Consider the following 18,869-nt stretch of genomic DNA (forward strand, 5'->3'; position numbering starts at 1 on the left):
GTTTTCCCGTCAGCCTGCATTTCCCTTCAATAACGAACCGACACGGCCGGTAGATACGAACGCGATGCCCGCCGCGATCACGACCGAAACAGCACTGATCCAAGTGATCGATAGGATGGACAAGCTGCCAACGGTAATTCCCCCAATGCCGGCTCCTGCAGCAAAACCCAGTTGTACAAAAGAACTGTTCAGACTAAGGACGATACCGGAAGCTTCCGGAGCAAGCGAGACCAAGTTAAAGTTCTGGGTTGGCCCAAATACCCAGCAAGCGATCTCCCAGATCATGAGTAATAGAATCGTCATTACGACGGAACCGGAGCCGAAGCCGGAAACAGAGGATAGCACGACTAAGGCAAGGATTTGGATAGCCATTGATCCGAAGATCGTGCGGGGTATGCCGATCCGATCTGCCAAGAAGCCGCCAAGTCTGGAGCCGATCAAGCTCCCGACGCCTAATGCCAAGAGAATACCGCTCATATGCCGTTCCATCGTCGGCATGGCGGCGGACAGAAACGGAGTGATATACGTATCGACTATCGAAAAGCCGATAAATACGAAGAACGTTATGCCAAGGGTGAGTGTGATCCTCGGCTGCTTCAAGAAAGCAAGCCGCTTGCCCAATGAGACGGACGCTTCGCCTTCCAAGGCAGGGATCGACCGTACGATGGCAGCAAAAGCCAGCAGGCTCAAAACGCCGATGGCCCAGAAGATCGTCTTCCAATCATAGACCGCAGAGACCATGCGACCGATGGGAACGCCGAATACGAGAGAGGAGCTAAAGCCCATAGCGACAGTGGACATTGCTCCCCCCTGGCGGCCGGGAGAAGCCAGCTTGGACGCTATAGAATAAGCCGTGACGACGAAGACGCCGGTTCCGACTCCAAGCACAATGCGGGAAGCCATCAGAAAGCCGAAGCCCGAAAGGGCCAGCATGGAGACGATACCAAGCAAGATGAGGGAGAGAGCCAGGAGCAGTTGATTGCGTTGATTCATCTTTGCCGCCGCCAGCACGACCAAGGGTGCACCAAGCGCGTTGCCAAGCGCGAATACTGTTATGAGCTGCCCGGCTGTCGATATCGATACACCGACGGAAGCGGCAATTTTGTCCAACATACCAACGATGCCAAATTGTGAAGTGCCAACTAAGAAACAGATCAAAGCAAGCATATAGATTTTCCAAGTATTATTCATGTTATCCTAACCACCTAAATTCCATGTAGTCTTTAAAGAGAGAGATGGACCACTGTTTGCAGTGGCCCTTCAATCAAATATCAAGTTTGCGGGTACCGATCCTTTTCACAATTTCAGGGTCATTATGTGAAAAGAATAAGCTCTTGTTCGTATCCAATGCAGCAATCGTCTCCATATCCTCTTGCTTTAATTCAAAATCAAAGATATTGAAGTTTTCGATCATTCTGTCTTTCCGAACAGACTTTGGAATCACAACGACTTCTCTTTGTGCCAACCAGCGTAAAATCACTTGTGCGACGGATTTATTATACTTTTCGGCGATTGATACCAAAACTTCATTATTGAACATGTTATTTCTTCCTTCACCAAAAGGCGCCCAGGACTCGATCTGCACATTGTTTTCTTTCATGAATGTTGCACTTTCTATTTGCTGGCAAAAAGGATTCGTTTCAACTTGGTTTACTGCCGGAATTACTTCATTATGGATAATCAAATCGATCAGACGGTCCATTTGGAAATTGCTAACTCCAATAGACCGAACCTTTCCCTCTCGATACAGCTCCTCCATCGCACGCCAAGAGCCATAAACATCGCCAAACGGCTGATGAATTAAATATAGATCCAAATAATCCAATTGCAGTCTTCTTCTCAATGATTTTTCAAATGCTTTCTTTGTGGGCTCATACCCGGTATCTTGAACCCAGAGTTTTGTCGTAATGAACAATTCATCTCTTGAAACGCCGCTTCGTTGGATTGCTCTGCCCACCGCTTCTTCATTTAAATAAGATGCAGCCGTATCAATCAGGCGATAACCCGCCGTTATGGCATTATAAACGCTTTGTTCACATTCATTTGCATCCGGAATCTGATAAACCCCAAAGCCGAGTATGGGCATCTTAACACCATTGTTCAAAGTCACAGTTTGCATGACAAAATCCTCCTGTCAATATTTATCGTTATTTTCCTTCTCTTTTTGCAAAATCTGAACCTGCCGGGTACCAATGGCCGCAACCACGCCCATGACCTTATTATGAAACATCCGACAAAAAACAGTTATCTCATTTGTCGCAAATGTTTGCCTAATTCTATCGTTTCCATAGAAATCTTAAACAAAGCCCATTGACCAATAAAGTCAATGGGCTTGTTATTGTACGATCTTGGCTGCTTGTTAACCTCCCAGGAGTCCGCACGACGGAGCTTCTCTTACAACAGCTCGAAATCCACTTCTTGCAGATCCCGCGAATTGGAACCGATATACAGTTTGAAGCCGCCCGGTTCCGCTTCGTGCCTCAAATCCGCCGTCCAGAAAGCAAGATCGGAGACTGTGACGGTAAAGCTGACTTCCCGGCTTTCGCCGGCGGCCAGCACCGCCTTGCGAAACCCTTTCAGTTCCTTCACCGGACGCACGACGCTGCCGTGCTTAGAAACAGACTGCCGCGTCGGTCTGTTTTATTATTCGGGGGAGCATCACAATTCTCGGGCGGTTTGTCGGTAGCGGTTTTGCCGAATCGCCAGTACCGCAAAACAGCCCAAGAAAGTGATGCCTGCAACAAGGTACGGAAGGGACAAGGATAGGTCGTACAATGCTCCGGCAGCCGTCGAACCTGCAATCGTCCCGAGACTCGTGAAAGTGGAGTTCAATCCTGCAACATAACCTTGATCGTTGCCGGCCGATTTGGACAAATACGCGTTGGCCGCCGGCCGAAGAAGATCGCAAGCGGCGAAAATAATAATGGTAACGAGCAAGACCGCCCAATAACGATGGGCCAACAAAATGGCCAGAATCGACACGCCTGCCAAAGCGAGGCTTATATATATCACTTTGATTTCGCCAACCTTTTTCACGAGAACGTCCAACAGACCAATCTGAATGACGACTCCGACAATGGCGCCAATCGTCATGATCAAGGCGATATCCCGCGGACCGAATTGATGCTCGGCATCCAAATACAGGCCAAAAACCGTCTCAAAGTTCGAAAGGCCAAACCCGAGAATGAGCAGCACAAGAAGCGCAAAAAAGTAAGGCGCTTTTCTGGAGTTTATCAATTGATAGATCAGGCTTTGTTTGGCAGCGGTGCCGGCTGCCGGATATGCGGTGCCGGTATTCACCATTTTCAAGGATTCAGGCAGCACCAGTAAGGTTAACACCGCCGAAAATGCAACGACGATAGCGGCTGTATAGAACGGCACGCGTATACCGTATTCCGCTAGGAATCCTCCTAACCCCGGGCCGATAATGAATCCTGTCGACATCGCCGCGGATACAAAGCCCATTCCTTTGGCCCGTTCATCCTCCGTGGTGACGTCGGCCGTAAAGGCCATAATACCCGGAAAAATAAAGGCAACTCCAATTCCGCTTAGCAGCCTGGAGATGAATAACAGGTAAAGGGAAGAAGCAAACCCAAATATGGCCTCGGAAATGGCAAGCAAAGCAAGACCGGCGACGATGACCTTTTTCCTGCCGACAGTATCGCAAAGTCTTCCTGCCAGAGGGGAAAATAGCAATTGCGTAACCGCAAAAGCGGCTGTCAATAAACCCACCGCAGCTCCGGTTAATCCCAACTCTTTCATCAACGTGGGCATAACGGGAACCACAAGCCCGTATGCCGCCATCGCAAGGAAAAGATTGGCCATCAATAAGGTGAGCGCTCCATTGTTTTTCAATAACAAAGACATATCGTTTTCTCTCCTCTGTCAAAATCATATATAATAATATAGAACGAATGTTCAGTATAAATCAAGTTCTTCGGGGAAAAAGGTTTTCAACAAAACTTCATTCGAAAAAAATAAGAGTTAGATTTAAAAAGCCCGTGCCATAAGGCACGGACTCACGTCAATTAAATTCAAATGAAACTGATGCCGGGTGCCCAGCTGCCGCCGCAATCCGGACCGGCCCGATGAGTCCGCTTGGTTCCTGCTGCGCAAACGATGACAAGAAGTCGCGCTGATCTTTCACTAACGTATTCGTAACTTCAATGACAAGCTTGTTTTTGCCCTTTTTTATCAGACCGTTGATTTCCAAGCTGTAAGGTGGACATATGCGTACCCCCGCTTGTTCGTCATTTAACCATACTTCTGCCGTTTCATAGACCTCACCCAAATCTAACAGAGCTTGGTTTGCGGATTCGTTCCACTCAAATTCCGTTTCATAACGGAAAGTACCGGTAAATCGCGGTAAATAATCAGGCTCGCTCATGTTCGTCAATGCCGTCAGTTTCCCCCATTCCTTGAAATGAGGATACTGTTCGGCATCAGCGGTGGAAACAGTCCATTCGCCTTTAAGCTCAAGATCCGCCCCAACAGTATGCCTTGGAAGGGCGGCATAACCTTCAAGATCAGATCCATGGAGCAGGATGATGGATTCATACGGATGAAGGACAAGCCGAACCGCCGTTGTGCCGTTCTCCCTTTCTGCATATAAACTGATCAACTGATTCCGGAAGGCATCGTAGGCAAATACATCACCTTGGATGGGCAAAACAATCTTCGTATGAATAGTTTGATTCGGGTGTTCGTTAAAGAACATAAAAACATCCAAATTTTGCTGAAGATAGTGATAGTTCCGAAGATACGGTTCGTATTGGCCGGCTCTAATCTCGTAATGTTCGTCTGCAATAAGGTCTTGCGCCAGCTTTTCTAAAGCTGCAAGCTTCACATTCCGGTGATCGGCCAGACAAGACAGTTCGGCAGAAACATCACTGCCCTCGCTCGATCGCAATGGCAGCCCGTCAATAAAGCGAACGGCTAGTCCTTGTTCGGCAAACTCGGCCAAGCGCAGAATCATCGCCGCCGGAAGCGCTTCTGCATAGGGGACGATCAGGCACTCGTAATCCTCGTGATGTACGTACAGCTTCTTGTCTTGCACGCTCGCCGCTTCCAAAAGAACTTCGACAGGAAGAACGTCGCAGTCGATCTGATGCTGCATCAATTCCTTCACAGGCTTATGAAAATACATCGATGCCCCGGACCATTCGGCTTCAGCATGATAAACGACGGCTGCGGTCGCCACATGTCTTCCGCCTGTAATCAGGTGACTAATCCGATTCATATATCGATTTAAGTGCTTATAATATCGGTACTGCGGATTTTTCCCGCTCGCATACATATGCGGCGGGCAATCCGGATCCGGAAAAGCTTTTTGAGTAAAGGCATGCGGGACAAAATAGTTAACACCTCGAACGAGCATATGATCTGTGAGCCACTTCATCAGCTTCAGGCCCTCCGTCCAGCCATATGCCCCATACAATTCACACATCGTACGGCCTTGTTTTTTCGGATCCATGTGTCCAAGCGACACGCCAAGCTTAGCGAGGCCATAGTGGAAGAATTCACTATCCGTTTCCCCCGAAACGCAGCGGAAACTCAATTCATCGAAGCCAGGGACGATCTGCCACAGCACCACATCGAGGCCTGACATATCTTGTCCCCATAGCGCGCGAAAAAAGTGTCCGGCGCCGGATCCGAGCCTTGCATGAACGTTGTTGTCTTCGAGTACATGTCCGATGTATTCTACCCCGTGGGCTCTACACCATACCCCGATTTGGCTGCAGAAGTTTTCGGCGTAGAGCTTACTGACGATATTCATATAATGGTACCGTACAATATTCGACTGTTCTCCTGCATCGTGCCAGAGGAGATGCAGCAGCTTCCGATAGTCGGGCCCCAAGGCTTCCTCCAGCAGGGCCGGCATTTCCCGGCTCCAGGGGAGCGGTACTCCCTGCTTTCCAGGCTTCGAATTGAAATCAAATGTTTTCTCATCATTGTAAAATCCGGGTTCATCTGAAAAGAAGCCAACAAATGTCTTTCCGAAATCCGCTTTATACCGATCGTAAAAAGCCTCGTACACCGTATCGAGCAAAATGCGAACTGAATCCCGGTCCAGCGGGTTCAAATAATCTGCCTGCTCCTTGCTTCCGCCATCCTTATTTTCTGAGATAATAAATACACGCCAATACCCTTCAGGGATATCCCAGTAAAGGATACCATCTTGTACAAGTTCTGTTATGTCAACCGTGTCACCGGTTAATGATCCGTTAGATGGATTGCGACGGACCGCGATAACTGAAATCAGCTTATTTTTACCGCTCGCGTTTTGGCTGTGCGAGATGGTCGGCCGAAGCCCACGCATCAGCAAAGTATCCAGCAGCAGAGATGTTCCTTGGGCAGGACCGAAGGTATCGATATACCGTTCACCTAAAAACATGCGATGAAGCTCTTCCGGAGCTTCTTTCACCTTGCCTGCCGCATGACCCGTCGGAAAATGGTCGTCATCAAGCATCCATACCTTCATGCCGCGCTTTCGCGCTTCATCCATAATGATGTCCATGTCTTTCCACCATTTCGGTCCGAGAAAATCCGGATGCGGCCGCGCCTCCACGCAAACGGCCCCGATTCCGGATTCATGAACACGGGCAATCTCTTCCCGAATCACCTCCTCTTCCTCACCATGCTGCCAGAGAAAAGGAAGGATATAATTATGCTCTTGACCCACGAGCACTTCCCTAAGACGATTGCTCATAATAGCCCCCTGCTTCAACTTAGTTTCAACCACCCGATATTCGCAGCTTGGATGGAAATATCCGCCCGCCTTCAAATCGAAGCCGGGCGGATACAATTATTTTTTCACTTTCGCATACCATTCTCTGGCACGCTTCGTTACCTCTTCACCACCCGATTTGTTCCACTTGTCTACGAATTCATCAAATTTGCTGATCGGGTATTGACCAAGGATAATCTTGGTGGCGTATTCCACGTACAGAGTACGATTGTTAATGTCCGGGAAGCCGTCGTACACACTGGCCGGCATACCGTCGCCGGCAATGATCTTGACATACTTCTGGGCTTCCTGCATATTTCGGTTAACCTGATTAATCGCCCACATTCTGTCTTCCGAAGCTGTACTCTTATTTAGATCGATCATGAAATCAAGGGTAGATATTTTTGCATATGGATCAAGAATCAGGTTCTCTTGTGTACTCTTGTCATCCGGAAGTCTAGCTGGCTTGCCGTCCTTCATCGCATAGTGCATTCCTTCCACGCCAAGGTACAGAGGGATCCAATTCTTCTTATCGTACATGTTGTTCAGCAGCTTCAAGGTAGCCATCAACTTCTTCTGATCCTTGTTATTTTTGACCACCCAGGCCGGAGGGGTAAATCTCTTCCAAGTGTAGAAGCCCTTATAGCCCGCGACTTCCGGTATGGGGAGTACCGAGAATTCAGCCTTTACACCAGTGTTCTTATATAGATTTTCTAAAGGCAAATAGCCGCTTTCCACCCAATGGAAATAGTTTCCTGCCTTATTCGCCTCAATCTTGCCATCCCACTTGGCCTTGTCGTTGAGGAGCGTTTCCTTATCCAATAACCCGTCCTTATACAGCTTGGCGATGAACTCCAAGGCGGCTTTCATATTCGGTGTAACCGCAGAATAAGTCAGTTTGCCGTCGTACAGGTCCCAATCCGGATACCCTTCGAACATGGCCACTCCGTACATGGCGAACAGATGATCCATCCAACGCGCCTCCTGACGGCCACCCGTCGGAAGCTCATCCTTCTGGCCGTTGCCGTTAGGATCTTTGTCCCGGAACGCCTCCAGCACCTTCACGTATTCGTCTTGGGTTTTCGGCATCGACAGGCCCAATTTGTCAAGCCAATCCTTGCGGATCATACCGGCGTATCTCCCGTAGTCCACCACACCGGGGATATAATAGATTCTCCCCTGACCGGTAGGATCGTTGGCTTTGACCACATCCCACATTTCTTTCGGAATGGCTTCCCATAAATTCGGTGCATACTTGGGCAACAGCTCAGTCAGGTCGGCAATTGCGCCGTTTTTAGCCAAGCTGTCTTCGATGCCCTGCTGGGGCAAGAACAGATCCGGCATTTCGTTAGCGGCGATCTTCAGGTTCAATTGATTCAGGTAGTTGGTGCCTCCGTTCCATTCCACATAGGGATGGATGACGCCGACGCCCAGTTTTTCCTTATACAATTCATACAGCTTACTGCCTTTGGTGATCGGTTTATAGCCGATGTTGGTGCCCCATACTTCAATATCGACTATTTCATCTGCATTGGAGGCCTGATTCTGGGCAGAAGTTGAAGAACCTTCGGAAGAGTTCGTGTTTCCGCTGCAGCCGGTGACAGCAGTAATCGCAAGGACACCTGCCGCTACTAATAACCCCATCTTTTTGAAATTCATATGGTATTCCCCCTCTGAATCGTAATGATATGTTTAAGGCTGCTTGCCCATAAACCGGAAAGGGTCGTTTACCCTTTTACGGAGCCGATCATGGCTCCTTTGACAAAATATTTCTGCAAGAAAGGATACACCAAAATGATCGGGATGATCGCAAAAATAACTGTCGCTGCCCTTAGAGTCCGCTCATTATAGTTAAGATCAGCCTTTGAAACGGCACCCGCCATAATCACGTTATCGTCGGTAATGAACTGTCGAATCTTGATCTGCAGCGGAAACCAGTCCGGATCTTGCAGAAAAAAGAGCGGATGCTGGAACTGATTCCACAGCATCACACCGTAGAATAAAGCAAGTGTCGCCAATACTGCTTTGGACAGCGGAAGCACGAATTGGAACAGCATCCGGAAATATCCGCAGCCCTCAATGAAGGCGGCTTCCTCCAATTCCTTGGAAAATTGTTTGAAAAAGGTTCTCATGATGATCAGATTGAACGGATTCAGGATATGCGGTATGACCAGGACCAGCGGATTGTTATAAAGGCCGATTCCGCGAACCGTTAGGAAGTAAGGCACGATTGGCGCCTTGAAGATCATCGCAATCACGACGCCGACCATAATGACAGTTCCCCAGCGAAACTCAGGCTTTGACAGCGGGTACGCAAGCAGCGCGGTCATTAGCAGGGCCAAAACCGTGCCAATCACCGTCGAGCTCAAGGTCAAGAAGAACGATTTCCACAGGTCGGGACGGTCGATCATATGTCCCCAGGAGTCTAACGTAAATTGCTTCGGCCATATCGTTACCAGGTTCATATCCACGGCACTTTTGGAGCTAAGCGAGGTGGAGATCACGGACAGGAGCGGTACGAGCGCTATGACGGACAACAGTATGAGAAAGACCGTAATTGTCGTTACGAATACTTTTTCTCCTCTCGATTCAAACATGCCTACCAGAGCCCCCCATCCGAAACTTTCTTCGACAGCCTATTGAATATAAACACCAGTATAAATCCAATCACCGACTGGAATAAACCGACCGCCGTCGCAAAGCTGTACTGCGCTTGCTGAATGCCTGTCCGGAACACGTACGTATCCAGGATGTCTCCTACACTATACGTCATCGGAGTGATCAGATTATACACTTGATCAAAACCGAGATCCAAGAAATTGCCGATTTCAAGCAGGAACAGCACCAGCACGGTAGGTAAAAGAAGCGGAAACGTAATGTGGCGGATTTGCCTAAACTTGGATGCGCCGTCGATCATCGCCGATTCGTACAGCTGAGGATCGATTGAGCTGATGGCCGCTATATACACCACGGTTCCCCAACCGGCATCTCTCCATATGGATGCGATCACGTAAACAGGCCGAAAGTATACGCTTTCCTGCATAGCCAGCAGGGGTTCAAAACCAAACCACCCGCTTACAATGTTGAACAACCCGCTTAATGAAAAAAAATCGAAGACGATACCGGCAACAATAACCCAAGACAAAAAGTGCGGAATGTACAGAGCGGTCTGGATCCCTTTCTTCAGCGCCGATTTTCGAATCTCGTTAATCATCAGCGCCAGCAGAACAGGCACTGGGAAGACCAGTGCAAGCTTGAGAAATCCCAGCATTAGCGTATTCCCGAACACTCGGACGAAGTCAGGATGATGAATCAGGGTCTTAAAATGCTTGAGACCTACCCATGGACTATCGATGAATCCTTTGAAAACCGAATAGTCCTTGAAGGCGATTACAGAACCGGCCAGCGGAATGTATTTAAATTCAATGAGAAAAATAATTCCCGGAATCGCCATCACGTACAGCGGCCAAAACACCTTCATTCGATGAAATGCAACTGCTTTCAACTTGTTCCCTCCAGTTTCTAGTTGTTGAATTCGCTTACACAGATACTATACAACTAGTGGAAACATCGCTCAATCGGGCATTTTTAAGTTTAAACAAGGGTATTTTTAAGAATATATATAGAAACCACTCCTGATGGAGTGGCTAAGTACGTTTAAACGCTTGGCAATTTCTTGCGATAATCCCTGGGTTTGCACCCTGTCAGTTTCTCGAATAACCGCGCAAAATGCTGCGAATCCGAGTATCCTACCATTTGGCAGATCTCGTACACTTTCAAATCTGTCTTCTCCAGCAGCTCTTTCGCTTTGCCGATTCGGATCTGAGTCAAAAAATTCACATAAGTATCCCCCGTCTTTTGTTTGAAAAACTGGCTTAAATAATAGGGACTGATGAAAAAACGGGCAGCCAGATCTGCAAGGGTGATCGGTTCATTGTAATGTGTAGATACGTATTCCTTGACCTCGGCGATAATGTCCTTCTTCTTGGGAATATTATGCTCCAGTTTGAACGCAATAATTGTTCTGATGACTTGAACCATCCATTCCTCCAGACTCTCCAGCGTCCGAAACCGCGAAATGCCCTCTAGCGACAAAATATGACGGCCCAAAAAATCGTTTTGCTGCAGCTGCTGAAAGGACATCTTCCGAACACTCGATAAAAGGATGTTCAAGCACTGCAACTGGAGATCCGCCGGACTCATGCTTGATTCGGCTTGCATCCCTCGAAAGATCTCACGGATGATGCCAACACATTCCATCTCGTCCATGTTGTCCAGACCGGCTTCCAGTTTAGCGATCATCGCTTCAGGAATAGGCTGACTCCGTTCTGTCAGATTCATGATCTCAGGAAAAGGGATCACGGCGCCCGCCCTTTTAACGACTTTATAGCTTAATGCGTAACGGGCTTCCTCAAAAGATTGGCTGATTCCGGCGGCCCGTTTTTGAACCGTACCGATGCCGACGGTCATGGACAGCTCCAATTGCCGGTATACCTTTTCTTTAAGACGTTGTACCGAACGAACCAGATCTGCATACCCGATGGAACCGCCATGGGTAACCACCACTGCAACCTGGGCGCCCGAATAACGAAACCGATACACTCCACGGTACTGCCCCAGGCCCAGATCGATTTGACGGAACACCTGCTGAAGACTAAATTCCTTCAAAGCTTCGGCGCCGCCGTCGAATTCAAGCAGGGTACAAACGAACCAAGCACCCTCTGTCGGAATTCGCGCAATCTGAAGCAGCTCTTCCAAAAGCTCCGTATTTTCGCCGCCGACATCAAGGATATCCCGCAAGGCGCTCTCTTGCATACGGCTATGAACCTCCTGCTTCAATTCGTCCACTTCCTGCAGCTTGGCCGTGTCCGCACGGACCGCCTCTATGACCTGGTAAACGCAGTCGCGCAGTTCCTCTTCCTCAACCGGCTTATTGATGTAGAACTGCACTCCCAGTTGCATGCCTCTTCGAGCGTATTCGAAGTCGGCATATCCGCTTAACAGAATGAATTTTGTCCGACTGCCCGCGTCTTTCAGCATTCTGATCATGTCGAGGCCGTCCGCTTGCGGCATCCGAATATCCGTAATGACGATGTCCGGCTGCAGCTTTTGAATGAATTTGAACCCTTCTAAACCATTATAAGCTGTGCCTATAACCTCACATTCCGGGATATAGCGGCTTATCATTTTTTTGAGACCGTCCACAATGCCTTTCTCGTCATCCACCAAGATCAACCTCATCCCAAAAGCCCCTCTCCTTCTATTCTCGCACCTGACATCCGCCTAAAGCTTAGGGATTAAAAATTCGACTGTCGTTCCATGATCAACTCCAGGGCGAATTGTCAGATAATACCGATCGCCATAATGGAGTTTTATGCGTTCAGCGATATTTTTGAGGCCTAACCCGTTACTCTCCGGTATATCGGTTTCTTCCAGTTTATATTTATCCGATTTGGCATCCTCCAGCAATGCAATCAGTTCCGCTTGTTTCTCCAAAGACATACCGACCCCGTCGTCCGTTATCCGGATTAAAATCCCCCCTTCTTCCGTCCAGACGCCTTCAATCCCGATATTCATGATCCGGCTGTAGTCCTCAAATCCATGGTTGATACTGTTTTCCACTATAGGCTGAAATACTAGAGGGATGATGCTGCAATGCAGTATCTCGTCGGGGATTCTGATATCCAGCCTGAACATATTATCAAACCGGATGTTCTGAAGCTGCAAATAATTGACCGTATACTCCAATTCATGCTTCACCGAATGGTGTCTGCCTTCTTTACCTAACGTTAACCGAAACATACGAGCCAAAATTTTAATCATGCCGGCGGTCTCCTCGTCATCTTTTACCAGCGCCTTCATGCGGATGGATTCCAAGGTATTGTATAGCATGTGCGGGTTGATCTGATTTTGAAGCGCGATGAATTTGGCTTGTCGCTGCTTTATCTCGGCGATATACACGTCTTCAATTAAGGTTCGGATCGTTATAATCATTTTGTTGTAACTGTTTACCAGACTTCCGATCTCGTCATTTGCCTGTTCTTTCTCTATGGGCAGGTATTGGCCTACTTCCGCCTGCTTCATGCTCCTGCGGAGAGCCTTGATAGGTTTGGTGATCGTATAACTTAAACCAAACGAAATGAGCGTGATGATCAGACAGCTTATCAGGATAACGATTACCGTCATTCCTTTGATCTGATTGATTTTCTGCAGCAGCTTCGAGCGCGGAATCTCGGTTTTGATAAACAAATTCCCTTGCGAGGTGCTTCCCGATAAAATAATCCGGTCATGGCTGTCGTTATCCTTGATGTACTCCGCTCCGGATTCAAGCACCTGCTGCCAGGATAACCGGCCGCTGGCCGCATCGGAATGGTAGACGATTTCTTTTTGTCGATTGCTTATGATGACACTTATGCCGTATTTGTCCCGAGCCAATACGAAATCATGATCAAGCTGCAGCAGTGTAAACGGATCCAGATCGATGAGAAGTATACCTGCGTATGCCCCGTTGGAACTGAACAGCACTCTTCCTACCGTCACTACGGCTCCTGCCCCTTTGTCCTCGTAATAGGAACGGTCATGCAACCCGGTAATAAAAAAAGTATCATCCGAACTGCGGAGCCTCTTGAACCACTCCTGCGATAGCAACATGTTCTCATTCACTCTACTTGTCGTAGTCGTATACTGATACACGTTTTTATCGCGGCTGATCAACATCACGGTACTGATCTCCGGTTTGAGCAATGCGACCCGCATCAGCAGCCGCTGGACGGCAACTCTTTGGACAATCAACTCGTCCATGGACATATTTCCCTCTTCACCTAGCTTGTAGATCAGTTCGTTGTCAACCAGCACCGACTTCGTGACCTTGTCATATTCTTTCATGAATTCGTTCAAAGTAGTCCTGATTTGAGACGTATACAGAGCGGCGAATTCTTGAGAGGAATCCTCGAGCGCCGTAGCCGATTGATGAAAGATGATGGCGCTTACACCGAGTAACGGAATGACACAAGCCAGAAGGTAACCTGCCATTAATTTATTTTGGAATCTCATGTTTCTTATTATGAAAATAGCCCTTCGCATCCAACTTTTGCGCTCCATACCCAGCCCTTCCTTTGTCAAACGTCTTCTCTAACTATTGTACATGCTGTGATGCATCGACGCTACCGAAGTATCTTAGGCAGAAGATGGCGATTTTTACCTCCAAAGTTACAACGTCTTGACACGGCTCCATTTTGTATCCGTTTACAAGGAATATACTTTAAGAATATTCATTTATCAAAGGGGCATTTTTAAGTTTATACAAGGGTATTTTTGTGCTTTTTTAGGACTTGTGCTTGTATATGTAAGCTGTTGTTTGACACAGATGCAGACGGCAAGCCCAAAAGTTACGGATATGCAACCTATGGCGGTATCACACTAAATATTGAGGATCTTTTAGAATAATAGACAATCCTGCACTTTTCATCAGGCACGCAAAAGCACCCCGAAAATAAGTTCGCGGTGCTTCTTTGCTAATCGCTCTTTTACTAATGGACCTCAACACGAACGCGACCCACGGTGAAAAGTATGCAGCATTAATCCAACGGTTGACTGACCAGCATGTGGTAAAGACCTTTCGCAGCCATTAACTGCTCATGAGTACCCGACTCTGCAAGTACCCCTTGATCAAGTACGAGAATGCGGTCCGCATGCCGGATGGTGCTCAGTCGATGCGCGATGATGAGGGTCGTTCGATCTTTGAGTATCGTGCTCATATTCCGCTGTATCGTCCTCTCGGATTCATTGTCGAGCGCGCTCGTCGCTTCGTCGAATATCAGAACTCGCGGATTGCCGATCAGCGCCCGCGCAATGGCGATACGCTGGCGCTGCCCTCCGGATAAGCTCGCCCCCCGCTCCCCAACCTGTGTATCGTAGCCATTCGGAAATGTCATAATGAATTCATGCGCTCCCGCAAGCATGGATGCGGCCATCACCTCATCCATCGAAGCATCGGGAATTTGATAAGCTATATTTTCACGAATCGTTCCGCTAAAAAGTCCCGCTTCCTGCTGCACAACTCCAATTTGCTTACGGAGCGTAGCGGCCTGCACCTGCTTCAGGTCGTACCCGTCGATCCGAACTGTCCCACTGCTTGGCGCATATAGCTTAAGCAGCAAATTCGCCAGAGTTGATTTCCCTGACCCGCTTCGACCGACGATGGCCATCGTCTGACCCGCAGCCATGTCGAAGGAAATATTCTGCAGCACATTCTTCCCGTCGGAATGGTAACGAAACGATACGCGTTCGAATTCAATCACTCCCTGCAGCTTCGGCAGCGCTGTTAATCGGGTCGGATCGGATTCCTCCTCCTCCGTCTCGAACACATCGTCGAGCCGTTCCAAAGCAATCCGCACGCCTTGAAACTGGTCCCAGATGCCGATTAGGCCCAGTGCCGCATTTGTAACGAGTGCATACACCGCGCTAAAAGCCATCAGTTCCCCTACGCTCAGCTTCTCCCCGATAATAAACCCGGCCCCTGTATACAGCACGGTTACACTGCTTAAGGTTTGCAGCACTGAGGCGACAGAGCCGGAGAAGAAGCCGATTTTCCAACCCTTCATTTGTACGAGAGTCGATTGACGGAACTTGCCCTCCACTTTTTTCCTTACCTCATCTTCGGCCGCGAGAGCTTTCACGGTACGCATGGAACCAATAGTCTCCACTAATGCATTCTGCAAGTCGACATCGGTTTGGAATTGCTTCCTGCTGTTGCGTTTCATAAGCGGAGTCACAACCAGCGTAAGTACAATAAAGCATGGAATGAACGCCAGCGCGATCCAGGCCAGAGTAACGTTATATGTAAACATAATGCCTATGTATACGACAATCGTCATCACGTTCAGCACCGCATTCATACTGTTCGTTACAAGAAAATGACGGATGACCTGATTTTCCCCGGCGCGCGTCAAGATGTCGCCCACTTTCCGTGTGGCGAAGTAGCGCATAGGCAAGCGAAACACATGTCGATAAAAACTCATGATCATATCGATGTCAATTTTAATGAACGTACCCATAATGACCCATTCCCTGATCGATTGAACGAGCATGGTTAGCAACGAGACGCCTAGCATGACGATCAGCATAAAGTTCAGGTCATCATAATTCCCGCCAACAAGCACCCTGTCAATCACCTGCTGCGTAAACAGCGGCAGCGCCAGGTTAATGACCTGCAATAGAAGTGTCATCCAGATAAGATGGAACAGAGCCTGCTTGTGGGAGGCAAAAAACGCCCAGTAGCGCCTGAATGATGGCTTCGACTCTTCTTGCGAGAAGAAAGCTTCAACAGGCTTCAAAAACACTGTGTTCAGCGTCCACCCTTTCAGAAAATCGTCATGCGAATACGTCAGTAAACCGATACCCGGATCGGCCACGGTCACATATCGTTCGTCCACGTTTACGACCACGACATAATGATTGCCTTTCCAATGGGCAATAGCAGGCAGCGTCTGCTCGGCCAGCCCCTTCAAGCTGCTGCGGACCGCCTCCGCTTGAAAGCCAATCAACTCCGCGGTTTTGCAGAGATCGAACAGCGTGCTTCCTTCCAGGCCTACTTGCGCCAGCTCTCTTAACCGATGGATGCTCAATCGCTTGCCGTAGTGCTGGGCGATCATAGAGAGACAGGTTGGGCCGCAGTCCAACTCGCTTTGCTGGATGCGCACCGGGAACCGGCTCCATAAGCGCCAAGTTCTCCGACCTCCCTCGTGCTGCCGCTGCTCTTGCTCGGCATCTTCCGCAATGCTTTCGGTTGCGTAACTTGCGCTATCCTCCGCGGTAACGTTCGTTTCCGTATTTCGGGGCATATCCGCATTTTGTAAATAAGCAGAAGCAATCCCGATAATCGTCTCCCTGACTTTCGGAAATTTCATAATTAGCTTGTCAAAATCTTCCTTGGTCAGACTGAACACGGAAACCGCTTCGTCTGCTACAACGCTGGCCTTCCGGGGATCCCCCGTCAACAGCGCCAGCTCCCCGAAAAACTCCCCTGCCTTTACCGTATTAAGCTTCCGGCCTCCCTCGCTATCCTTTAGTATGGAAGCACTGCCGGAACGAAGGATATAGAAAGCGTCTCCTGCCTCCCCTTCTCTGACGATCGCTTGGCCGGGGACATACTCCTTCATGACCATAATGTCAAGCAGCGAGCGCAGCTCCTGATGATGCAGCGGGGCAAACAGCGCCGTCCGCTTCAAAAATTTGCGCATCGCATCATCGGCCAACTGCTCAAGCAAGTACCCCCTCAATTCAGGGTGCGCGTCGATCATTTGCATAAACATGGTTCGGGACAATCTTAGCAGCTCCAGCTTCGTCGACGCCCTCAGCGTATGTTCTTGAAATTCTTCATTCAACAGCGCTTCCTGTCCGAAATGCGAGCCTGATTCCATTACACCTAAATTGAGCTCCTTGCCATCCAGATCCTTTCCGATGATGCGCACTTTGCCTGTCAAAATGAGATGGAACGAATCTCCTCGTTCTCCTGCCCGAATAATCGTGTCTCCCATATGGAAAGAAATCTTCTCAAAGGAGGCAAATACCTCCTCTTTCTCCTGTGGCGACAGCACTTGAAAAATAGGGATCGTATCCAAAATCATAGCATGTAAATCCAGCATCCCCGAGCCTCCTGAATGATCAGCCTAATTCCCCGCCAAATAGTCCCATAGTTTAACATCGATATTCGATCTTTTTACAGCTTCGTTCAGCCACTCTTCAAAAAGGAGATCGGCAAGCTTTACCCGAACCTCCGCGGTCAGTACGGCTGGAGACACTTCCCAAACATGGAGCAACCGATAGGAAGTGTCGAATGGAAAAGGCCCCACCGTCTGTCCGGCTTCCGAACCGAAAACGGCCGCTTCCTCTTCACCGCTCAATTCCGCTCGACCGACCCACCCGACGTACCCGCCGTCATACTTGCTGCTGCCGTTCAAACAATAGCTTTGCGCCAGCTTGTAGAACGGCTCACCCTCCTCAAGCTGAAATAGCAGCTCTTGCGCCTGCTCCCTGCTGCCGATAACCAATTGAGAAACATTAGCTTTATCAAAGGAAAGCCGATTTTCCAGAAAATAAGTATCCATACGATCTTGCGATACGATTTGCTTCACCTTCTCCGTTAAAAGACGGGCTTTGGCCGTCTCGAACAGATCGGACGTCGCCAATCCTCGCCTGCGAAGCCACTCCAAAGTTTCAACTGCGCTGTATAACCCCAATTGCTGCCGGATCTCATTGGCTTTCGCTTTCCACTCTTGCTCATCGATCGATATATGGTGCTGTTCCGCAAATTCCAGCGTAACGGCTCTTCGAACGCTATCCTCGACAGCGTTAAAACCGCCCTCCATGCACGCAAGCTTGAGTACATCGCGCAGTCGCCATTCCGTACCGTTCACGCTGAACGTTACAAGTTCCATAGCATCCATATAAAGCCCCCCTTCACGTTGAAATGGAAAAAACCTAACTGTCGTTAGGCTTTTTCCATTTCAACAATTTGTTTTACAAGAATCCATCTATCACGGGTTTCCAAGTTTGTCTCTTAGTTCTTTCGGGACAAAATCAGGAATTTTTCCTGACCCATTACTTTTTGGAGTTGGGAGTATAGGGGTTACGGTTGGTTCTGTGGTTTGAAGTGTTGGTTGGGTATGGATAGCAAAAGATGGAGGTGGTGGTGACGGGCAGGGATTGACAGGGACATGTATTTCCGGCGGTTTTGCAGGCATTTGAGGCGGTTGGAAAAATAGGCCTGGAACGTTATTGCCCCCACCGGTTGTTTCTTTCATTTCCTGCTCCGTCAACGGCTTCTCCAAATCTTCAAGCTCAAAATCTTTTGATGTTTTATCATTGGACATTGCTAATTCCTCCCGTTTATGATGATTGCAGCATTAAAGCTTTAATTTAAGTATAGTTCAGCTCAATAAAAGAATAATGAAAGATTCTGCCTATAAATAGCAAGAAACCGCGCAGTATCAAGCCTTCGCGGTTTTTTAAAAATGACAGACTTTTTTTGACTGAACAGCCTCGATGCTGCCAAATCATTATTTCAAGTCATTCCGCTATCGGAACACTGCTCAAGAAAAGTAAAACAAATGTGATATTCCAGAATTCTTTAGAAAAATTC

General features: G+C 48.5%; 13 protein-coding genes. All 13 read right to left on the reverse strand.

The annotated features are described in order from the left end of the window. Window positions 1–9 precede the first annotated feature (9 nt). Complete coding sequence (locus AC0LWT_RS00405; protein WP_474679248.1) at window positions 10–1,191, reverse strand: MFS transporter; 1,182 nt, start codon at window positions 1,189–1,191, stop codon at window positions 10–12. Window positions 1,192–1,264: 73 nt separating this feature from the next. Further along, a complete protein-coding gene (locus AC0LWT_RS00410; protein ID WP_474679249.1) occupies window positions 1,265–2,119 on the reverse strand; it encodes an aldo/keto reductase in 855 nt (284 codons plus the stop codon). A 275-nt stretch (window positions 2,120–2,394) separates the two neighbouring features. Beyond that, on the reverse strand, window positions 2,395–2,598 hold the full coding sequence (locus AC0LWT_RS00415; RefSeq protein WP_474679250.1) for a fibronectin type III-like domain-contianing protein: 204 nt from the start codon (window positions 2,596–2,598) through the stop codon (window positions 2,395–2,397). 60 nt (window positions 2,599–2,658) lie between these two features. Continuing rightward, on the reverse strand, window positions 2,659–3,867 hold the full coding sequence (locus tag AC0LWT_RS00420; RefSeq protein WP_474679251.1) for an MFS transporter: 1,209 nt from the start codon (window positions 3,865–3,867) through the stop codon (window positions 2,659–2,661). A 157-nt stretch (window positions 3,868–4,024) separates the two neighbouring features. Then, window positions 4,025–6,709 (reverse strand): glycosylhydrolase-like jelly roll fold domain-containing protein, encoded by a 2,685-nt coding sequence (locus AC0LWT_RS00425; protein WP_474679825.1) that lies wholly within the window; start codon window positions 6,707–6,709, stop codon window positions 4,025–4,027. A 96-nt stretch (window positions 6,710–6,805) separates the two neighbouring features. Next, a complete protein-coding gene (locus tag AC0LWT_RS00430; RefSeq protein WP_474679252.1) occupies window positions 6,806–8,386 on the reverse strand; it encodes a type 2 periplasmic-binding domain-containing protein in 1,581 nt (526 codons plus the stop codon). 68 nt (window positions 8,387–8,454) lie between these two features. After that, entirely contained in the window at window positions 8,455–9,324 is an 870-nt protein-coding gene (locus AC0LWT_RS00435; protein WP_474679253.1) for a carbohydrate ABC transporter permease, read from the reverse strand. A gap of 2 nt (window positions 9,325–9,326) precedes the next feature. Then, on the reverse strand, window positions 9,327–10,232 hold the full coding sequence (locus tag AC0LWT_RS00440; RefSeq protein ID WP_474679254.1) for an ABC transporter permease: 906 nt from the start codon (window positions 10,230–10,232) through the stop codon (window positions 9,327–9,329). Between the two features lie 152 nt (window positions 10,233–10,384). Beyond that, window positions 10,385–11,968, reverse strand: coding sequence for a response regulator (locus tag AC0LWT_RS00445; protein WP_474679255.1), 1,584 nt, complete (start codon window positions 11,966–11,968; stop codon window positions 10,385–10,387). Window positions 11,969–12,010: 42 nt separating this feature from the next. Then, complete coding sequence (locus AC0LWT_RS00450; RefSeq protein WP_474679256.1) at window positions 12,011–13,828, reverse strand: sensor histidine kinase; 1,818 nt, start codon at window positions 13,826–13,828, stop codon at window positions 12,011–12,013. A 476-nt stretch (window positions 13,829–14,304) separates the two neighbouring features. Next, on the reverse strand, window positions 14,305–17,373 hold the full coding sequence (locus tag AC0LWT_RS00455) for a peptidase domain-containing ABC transporter (RefSeq protein WP_474679257.1): 3,069 nt from the start codon (window positions 17,371–17,373) through the stop codon (window positions 14,305–14,307). A 24-nt stretch (window positions 17,374–17,397) separates the two neighbouring features. Then, window positions 17,398–18,174, reverse strand: coding sequence for a peptidylprolyl isomerase (locus AC0LWT_RS00460; protein WP_474679258.1), 777 nt, complete (start codon window positions 18,172–18,174; stop codon window positions 17,398–17,400). A 90-nt stretch (window positions 18,175–18,264) separates the two neighbouring features. Then, window positions 18,265–18,600 (reverse strand): hypothetical protein, encoded by a 336-nt coding sequence (locus tag AC0LWT_RS00465; RefSeq protein WP_474679259.1) that lies wholly within the window; start codon window positions 18,598–18,600, stop codon window positions 18,265–18,267. Window positions 18,601–18,869: the final 269 nt, after the last annotated feature.

Source organism: Paenibacillus sp. sgz302164 (assembly GCF_056120505.1).

Coding starts and splice junctions, on each gene's coding strand:
- AC0LWT_RS00420 (WP_474679251.1), bottom strand. CDS start 3,867: ATGTCTTTGTTATTGAAAAACAATGGAGCGCTCACCTTATTGATGGCC.
- AC0LWT_RS00405 (WP_474679248.1), bottom strand. CDS start 1,191: ATGAATAATACTTGGAAAATCTATATGCTTGCTTTGATCTGTTTCTTA.
- AC0LWT_RS00410 (WP_474679249.1), bottom strand. CDS start 2,119: ATGCAAACTGTGACTTTGAACAATGGTGTTAAGATGCCCATACTCGGC.
- AC0LWT_RS00465 (WP_474679259.1), bottom strand. CDS start 18,600: ATGTCCAATGATAAAACATCAAAAGATTTTGAGCTTGAAGATTTGGAG.
- AC0LWT_RS00425 (WP_474679825.1), bottom strand. CDS start 6,709: ATGAGCAATCGTCTTAGGGAAGTGCTCGTGGGTCAAGAGCATAATTAT.
- AC0LWT_RS00450 (WP_474679256.1), bottom strand. CDS start 13,828: ATGGAGCGCAAAAGTTGGATGCGAAGGGCTATTTTCATAATAAGAAAC.
- AC0LWT_RS00430 (WP_474679252.1), bottom strand. CDS start 8,386: ATGAATTTCAAAAAGATGGGGTTATTAGTAGCGGCAGGTGTCCTTGCG.
- AC0LWT_RS00445 (WP_474679255.1), bottom strand. CDS start 11,968: ATGAGGTTGATCTTGGTGGATGACGAGAAAGGCATTGTGGACGGTCTC.
- AC0LWT_RS00435 (WP_474679253.1), bottom strand. CDS start 9,324: ATGTTTGAATCGAGAGGAGAAAAAGTATTCGTAACGACAATTACGGTC.
- AC0LWT_RS00460 (WP_474679258.1), bottom strand. CDS start 18,174: ATGGATGCTATGGAACTTGTAACGTTCAGCGTGAACGGTACGGAATGG.
- AC0LWT_RS00455 (WP_474679257.1), bottom strand. CDS start 17,373: ATGCTGGATTTACATGCTATGATTTTGGATACGATCCCTATTTTTCAA.